The sequence below is a fragment of the Trebonia sp. genome (assembly GCF_030042015.1).
In the GTDB taxonomy this organism is placed as follows: domain Bacteria; phylum Actinomycetota; class Actinomycetes; order Streptosporangiales; family Streptosporangiaceae; genus Trebonia.
This window is the reverse complement of the sequence record NZ_JASIAL010000239.1, coordinates 1-6112: the sequence shown is the minus strand read 5'-3', so window position 1 is coordinate 6112 and position 6112 is coordinate 1. Positions and strand designations below refer to the sequence as shown.

Here is a 6112-nt window from a genome sequence, read left to right as displayed (position 1 = left end):
GTCGCGGTGATCGTGCCGACCGCGCCCGAGGCGAACCGTACGATCGCGAGCGCGGTGTCCTCGACCTCGATCCGGTGCGCCTGGGTGGTGCAGGCGGCCGTGACCTCTGCCGGCGGTCCCATGCACCAGCGGAGCAGGTCGACATAGTGGATGCCCTGGTTGAGCAGCGACCCTCCGTCCATCGCCCGGGTGCCGCGCCAGCGCGCGCTGTCGTAGTACGCCTGGGTGCGGTACCACTTCGTGCTGGCCTCGCCGAACACGAGCGTGCCCAGGGCGCCGTCGTCGATCAGCCGCTTCAGCTCGGCCACGCCCGGGTCGAAGCGATGCTGGGACATCACGGTCAGCGCCACGCCCGCCTCGCGCGCCGCGGCGAGCAGCCGGTCGGCGGCGTCGAGGCTGACGTCTACCGGTTTCTCCACGACCAGGTGCTTTCCCGCCTTCGCCGCACGGACGCCGACCTGCGCGTGCAGGCCGCTGGGCACGCATACGCACACGACGTCGACATCACGGCGGGATAGCAGGGCATCCAGGCTGGGTTCGGCCGCGCAGCCACGGGCAGCGGCGAAGGTCCGTGCGACCCCGTCGGCCACGTCCGTGACCGCCGACAGCCGGGTGCCCGGGAGCATGGCGATAGCGTCGGCGTGGATGGCCGCGATCGTGCCGGTGCCGATGATTCCGAAGCCACAGGTCACGGCACCGACGCTACCGGTTATGCCGGCGGCCGTGTCGGTTGAGCCGCCTGCTCGCCGGCGGAGTGGGCTTCGATGAAGGCGGCGACCCGGTCGTTGAGCTCGTCGATCCGGTCAAAGCCGCCGTGGCTGCCGGGGACGATGGCGACCTCCGCGTGCGGCATGAGGCTTCCCCTCGCGCGGGCCTCCGCCGGGGTGAGCATGGCGCTGCGCGCACCGGTGATCAGCAGGGCCGGCACGTCGATCGCGCGGAGTTCGTCGTCGGTGAGGACGCCGGGGAACTTCGGCTCGATCCGGTAGCCGCGGATGGCTGCCCACATGAGCGTCATCAGTTCCGGCTCCAGCATGGCCGGGCTGTCCAGCCACCGGGCCAGGCGGCGGCGCAGCGGCATCGGGGTCAAGGTGGCCAGGCCGCTGATCGACATCCACCACCAGAAGCGGGCGTCGAGCTTGGTGAGCCCGGCGGGGTCGAGCAGCGTGATGGACGCGACCCGGCCGGGCGCGCGGATCGCCTGGTTCATGGCCACCCAGCCGCCGTAGGAGAAGCCCACCAGGTGCGCCGGGCGGTCGCTGAGCTTGCCCAGGAGCTCGTCCAGCCAGGCGGCGCAGTTCTGCGGGGGAGTCATCGGGGCGCGCGGGACGCTGGGATTCGGGTCGCCGGGCATGTCGATCCCGTAGACCGGACCGTCCCCTGCGAGCGCCGCCACGTGCGGGAACCAGGCCGCTGCGTTGCCCCCGGCACCGGTGAGCAGCACGACCGGCTCCCCGGCGGGACGCGGCCGGTAGGCGTGCACCCGCGTGGTCGCGGTCGCCGTCTCGACATCGAACTCCTCGCAGGGCTGCGGCCACAGCGCGAAGACCCGCTCGTAGGCGGCCATGAACTTCTCCCGTGCCGCATCGTCCACCCACGATCCCGGCTCGCCCGCAGGTGCCGAGCCTGCTGCGCCGGTGATGCGCTTGATCCCGGGCATGTCCCGCCTCCTCGCGGCTGGGCCTGGCATCTTTATGATACCATCGTATCATTACTAGGTCCGGCCGGCACCAAGGGATACGGTGAGCGGATGCCGAAACGGGTCGATCACGAGCAGCGGCGGCGGCAAATCGCGGACGCGCTGCTGCGGACGGCCGCCACGCGCGGGCTGCATGCCACCGGGATGCGCGAGGTCGCAGCCGAAGCGGGCGTGTCCCTGCGGCTGGTCCAGTACTACTTCGGCACCAAGGAGGAGCTCATGCTGGCCGCCATGCAGCACCTGGCGGCCAGGTTCAGCGAACGGGCCCTGGCGCGGATCAGGCGGCTCAAAGAGACAGGGGGCCTGGCCAGCCCGCGTGACGTCATCGCCGCCATCTTGACCGAGGCGCTGCCCGCCGACGACGAGCGGCGCACCTTCACCATCTTGTACACGGCCTACTTCGCGCTCTCGCTGACCGATCCGGCACTGGCGATCGGCCCGCTGACCCGGAACTCCAGCGCTGTGATCGACGTGGTCGCCGCGCAGTTGCGGGCGGCCCAGGCCGCCGGCGACATGCCCGCCTGCCTGGACCCGGACCTGGAAGCCGTCAGCCTGCTGGCCATGTCCGCGGGCCTGGGCACGAGCGTCATCGGCGGCCAGTCCTCGGCCGGGCAAGCCCAGGCCGTCATCGACTACCACCTGCAGCGCCTGTTCCCGGCGTCCAGCGTTTGCGCGAGCCCAAACCCTTACCGGTGAAGCGGCGCTTCGTGCCATGATGATCGTGAGGCTGACGCTAGGCGGAGGACCGGCATGACAACTCAGCCAGCTGACGAGGACACCCTGATCCAGATGGGACGCGCCGAGCGCGGGCAGCATCGGTCGGGCGCGTCCATGGTTGCCATGCTCGGCGTGGCCGCGGTCTTCGGCGTGGTGGGCTGCCTGCTCATCTCCCTGCCTCACCTGGTCAGCGTGCTCCTGCCCGGGCCGGTCCGGCTCCTGGTGGGGGGTTTTTCGATGCCTGTCTTCATCACCCTGGGAATCATTGCCCTTGGCATCGCCGGGTTCTTCCTTGTGGCGGCGCTCGCGTCGAGCCCCCTGGCATCGTGGGGAAACAAGGTGCCGGGGGACTGCCCGAGCTGCGGCCAGCCCCGGCTGCGCTCGGACATGGTGCCGGGCGGAACGAGCGGGAACGTCAGCGATGCGCCGCGAGGCATCGTCACCCTTTGCGAGACCCCCGGTTGCGACTACGCAACTGCCCGCGTCACCCGGGCGAGCGGCACGGCTCCCAGCTGAGCAGCCGGGCTCGTCACCGAGCTCTTGTCGTGCAAGCCATTCCTGAGGGCCAGACAGCCGATGATGACCACCCCGGCAGCGATCGCCAGCGGCAGCCAGTGCTGGCGGGCGCCGCCCGCTGCCTTCGCCACCGCCCGGCGCACCTGTGCTGGCATTGCCTCCCAGGCCGGGGTGCCGGCAGATGCTGCCCCTTGCCGGACCGCCGCGGTCTTGCCCGCTATCTGACCGCGCACGCCAGCCGCGCGGGTCGCGGCATGCTTGCGCGCCTCAACCATGGTGCTCTTGTACTTTCCTGACACCTCGGTGGCTTTGGCGAGCGCCCTTGCCTTCACGTCTGCCCTGGCAATAAGTTCGTGCACCGTTTCGCCCAATTGCTCGCGGGCCCGCTCGATCTCCAGCTCCAGACGGCGGGCATCATCGGGCGGTGCCGCTACGGTGCCGCTCAGCGGCGCTATTTCCGCCGCGTCGCCGCTTGTTACAGCCCGGGCGGACGGGTCTTCAGCCTGGACGGCAGTTCGCTGTTCGGGCCTTGCTTCCTCCCCTTCTCTGGTAGTCATCGCCTGACCCTTTCCCTGATCACGTCGACGTCGGTCTTGATGCTCGCAACGGTCTGCTCAGGCACGGGATGCGCGGCCTTTTGCAGGCGTCCTCTCCCTAGCAGGGCTGCTACCCCGGCGACGGCCAGCAGGGCCGCGCCCACGATCAGGGCTGCGAGCCACGCCGACACCGCTGCGCTGATCGCGACGATCGCGCACGCGATGAGGCAGCCCCCGCCATAGAACGCCAGGATGCCGCCACCTCCCAGCAGCCCGGCGCCGACCCCGGCCTGCTTGCCCTTCCGGGTCATCTCCAGCTGGGCGAGCTTCAGCTCGTCGCGAACGAGCACCGAGACCTGCTCGGACAGCGACTTCACTAGTTCGCCCGTGGATCGTGCCCGGGGCGCGGATGGCTGCGCGCCATCTACTGGATGTTCCATGATGCCCCCTTCATCGAAGGCCGTCTTGAGCTACTGAGGACCTAGGCAACCTGCGAGCGCGGCTCGGCTGCCTTCGCCGCCGCGTCGCCCCGGATCTGGGCGTTCAGCTCACCGCCCACGAGCACCGCCAGTCCGGCCAGGTACAGCCAGAACAAGAGAATGACGACCCCGGCGAGCGCGCCGTAGGTCTTGCCGTACGAGCCGAACTTGGTCACGTAGAAAGAGAAACCGAGCGATGCGATCAGGAAGATAACCGCGCTCGCCAGGCCACCCGCGCTAAACCACTGCCATCGCGGCGAGGGCCGGTTCGGCGCGTAGTAGTCGTAAAAGGAAAACAGCAGAGTGATCGCGATGATCGTCACGAGCCATCGGACCACAGTCCACGAGGCCAGGAACGCGGCATGTCCGAAGGACAGGTGACCCTCGATCCCGTAGCCGATCGACGGGCCGAACACGATCAGCGCCGCCGCTGCACCGCCGAGGACGACGGTCGCCAGCATCAGCGGGACAGTCCGCAGCCGTTTGGCCGCGAACTTGCGATCAGGAACCCCGTAGGCCACGTCTAGCCCGGTTTCGAGCGCCGCCATGCCGCCCGAGGCAGCCCACAGCGCCACCACCACGCCGACGACCAGCGCCGTGATCGATCCCGCGGTAGACCGGCTACTCGCGCTTTGCACCGCCTGGGTGAAGACCCCGGACGCCCCGGGCGGCAGCGCCTTGTCCAGGCCAGTCACCAGCCTGTGCACCGTGCCCGTTCCGAAGTGCAGGAGGCTGGTCAGGCCGAGCAGCGCGATCAGCGCCGGGAACAGGGCGAGGAACCAGTGGTATGCCAGGCTCGCCGCACACATGCTGCACCGGTCACGGACGAATTTCTTCGCCGTGCCCTTGAGGGTGTCGCGCCAGACTGGCCCTTCGGTCTCTGGCCGGGTAGCGGGACTGGCGGGCTCCCGACGCTGCCTCGGGATCGCCTGGCCGCCTTCGGTTGGCAGGTGCTGGGTGGGATTCGGCTCGGTCATGGCCATGCCCCCAAATCAAGCCGCTTGCATTCATCACATGGCCGGACCGCGGTCGTCTGCCCGCGAATCGGCGCGGGCCCCTGCGTTGACAATCGCGGGGATTCTGCAGCTCAGCCGGCTGGCGAGCAGTGGACCGCGAGATTGCTTGTCGGCTTGAGACTGGTCAGGCTCACCGGACCGCCTGCCGACTCGGACCACCCCAACACGGCTTGTCCGGCCTGCGCCCCCTGGCCATGCGTATGGTTCCCGTCGCACCGCTGCGACTTTCACCCAACGTTACGCCCGGCAATCCTGACTGTCACTACTGGGGCACGGACGGTGACGGCGATGATGCCGCCCGGGACGGCGCAACCCCGGGGGAGTGGGGCTAAGCCTGCCAGGTGCGGGCGGAGTTGGATACTCGCGGCCGGCTGCCCGAGCCGACCGCAGAGCGCCAGGCGTTCCCGCGGGACGCCGACCGGCCGCTCGACATCCCCGTATCCGAATTGCTATTATAGCGATAGGAATAGTATACAATTGAGCGTGGCCGCCGGGGGACCGCAGAAGGAGTCTGAGATGCCGATCGAGATCGTCGGAGGAATGGTCTCACCGTTCGGAGGGGCCGAGGGCGGCGATGGCCCGCTCGCAGCAGTGCGCGGTGCCAGCCGTCCCGTCTTCGACACCGAGTACATCACCCGGTTTGTCCGTGCTCACGAGGCGTCCGGGTTCGATACGGCGCTCGTCGGCTACGGCGCGACCAGGGCCGACGGGTTCGCGGTCGCGTCGCACGCGCTCCACGTCACCGAGAAGCTTCGGGTGCTGATCGCGCACCGGCCCGGGTTCGCTCAGCCGACCATCGTCGCGCGCAAGCTCGCAACGCTTGACAACCTGACCGGCGGCGGCCGCGTCGCGGTGCACTTCATTACCGGTGGCGACGAGGCCGACCAGCACCGCGACGGCGATTTCCTTCCGCACGACGACCGTTACCGGCGGACCGCGGAGTACATGGAGATTCTCCGCCGGACGCTCACCTCAGCCGAGCCATTCGACTACGAAGGCGAGTTCTACAAGTTCGAGGGTGCATACAGCATCGTGCAGCCGGCGACCGAGGCGGGGATCCCGCTCTACTTCGGCGGCGCGTCGGGCCCGGCGCTCGAGGCCGGAGCAAAGAACGCGGACACCTACATGCTCTGGGGGGAGCCGCTCGCC

8 protein-coding genes are annotated in these 6112 nt (G+C 69.4%); 3 read left to right on the top strand and 5 right to left on the bottom strand.

What is annotated here, in order from left to right; genetic code table 11:
• Positions 1-692: Gfo/Idh/MocA family oxidoreductase (locus Q1N79_RS12610; RefSeq protein ID WP_300608622.1), on the bottom strand; the 692-nt coding region annotated here is incomplete at its 3' end.
• 17 nt (positions 693-709) lie between these two features.
• Positions 710-1660 (bottom strand): alpha/beta fold hydrolase, encoded by a 951-nt coding sequence (locus tag Q1N79_RS12605; RefSeq protein WP_300608620.1) that lies wholly within the window; start codon positions 1658-1660, stop codon positions 710-712.
• Between the two features lie 90 nt (positions 1661-1750).
• Between Q1N79_RS12605 and Q1N79_RS12600 the strand changes: the two genes are divergently transcribed.
• Positions 1751-2395: a TetR/AcrR family transcriptional regulator gene (locus Q1N79_RS12600; RefSeq protein ID WP_300608618.1), complete on the top strand. Its 645-nt coding sequence runs from the start codon at positions 1751-1753 to the stop codon at positions 2393-2395.
• A 54-nt stretch (positions 2396-2449) separates the two neighbouring features.
• Positions 2450-2932 (top strand): hypothetical protein, encoded by a 483-nt coding sequence (locus Q1N79_RS12595; protein ID WP_300608616.1) that lies wholly within the window; start codon positions 2450-2452, stop codon positions 2930-2932.
• Here Q1N79_RS12595 and Q1N79_RS12590 read toward each other — a convergent pair.
• The 3 genes from Q1N79_RS12590 to Q1N79_RS12580 are packed head-to-tail and all read right to left on the bottom strand — an operon-like array spanning position 2884 to position 4924.
• Entirely contained in the window at positions 2884-3489 is a 606-nt protein-coding gene (locus tag Q1N79_RS12590; RefSeq protein WP_300608614.1) for a DUF3618 domain-containing protein, read from the bottom strand. The two genes, Q1N79_RS12595 and Q1N79_RS12590, sit on opposite strands and share 49 nt — an antisense overlap.
• Positions 3486-3908, bottom strand: coding sequence for a phage holin family protein (locus Q1N79_RS12585; protein WP_300608612.1), 423 nt, complete (start codon positions 3906-3908; stop codon positions 3486-3488). The genes Q1N79_RS12590 and Q1N79_RS12585 overlap by 4 nt, the downstream gene beginning before the upstream one ends.
• A 41-nt stretch (positions 3909-3949) precedes the next feature.
• Complete coding sequence (locus tag Q1N79_RS12580) at positions 3950-4924, bottom strand: YihY/virulence factor BrkB family protein (RefSeq protein WP_300608610.1); 975 nt, start codon at positions 4922-4924, stop codon at positions 3950-3952.
• 555 nt (positions 4925-5479) lie between these two features.
• Between Q1N79_RS12580 and Q1N79_RS12575 the strand changes: the two genes are divergently transcribed.
• Positions 5480-6112: LLM class flavin-dependent oxidoreductase (locus tag Q1N79_RS12575; protein WP_300608608.1), on the top strand; the 633-nt coding region annotated here is incomplete at its 3' end.